Source organism: Microbacterium sp. K41 (genome assembly GCF_004794395.1).
GTDB classification, from domain to species: Bacteria; Actinomycetota; Actinomycetes; order Actinomycetales; family Microbacteriaceae; genus Microbacterium; species Microbacterium sufflavum.
The window spans coordinates 1-291 of record NZ_SSDO01000231.1 but is presented as its reverse complement, the minus strand read 5'-3'; the positions used below and the strand labels follow the sequence as shown (position 1 = coordinate 291).

The window sequence follows — 291 nt, the reverse complement described above, 5'->3', positions numbered from 1 at the left end:
GGTGAACAGCGCGTGATCGGCGGCCGTCCGCGTGCGACGGGCGAAGGCGTCGAGGTCGGGCCTGTCGCCCGGCTCGGTGTCGCGCAGGACGGCGGCGAGCCGGAGCGCAGCCGTCCAGCCGAGGTTCATGCCCTGACCCCCGATCGGGCTCACCTCGTGCGCCGCATCGCCCAGGAGCACCACGCGCCCCCGGTGCACCCGCTCCGCCACATGCTGCGCGGCGACGAAGGACGACACCGTGGCGCGGTCGTCCACGACCAGCCGCTGCCCGGTGCGCGCCGCGACGACCGC

Annotated in this window: 1 protein-coding gene; it reads right to left on the bottom strand. The window is 76.3% G+C overall.

Annotated features, from left to right (window positions below; all coding sequences use genetic code 11):
- Positions 1 to 291, bottom strand: a 291-nt coding sequence (locus DW309_RS06395; RefSeq protein WP_205812651.1) for an FAD-dependent monooxygenase, incomplete at both ends; no start/stop codon positions are given.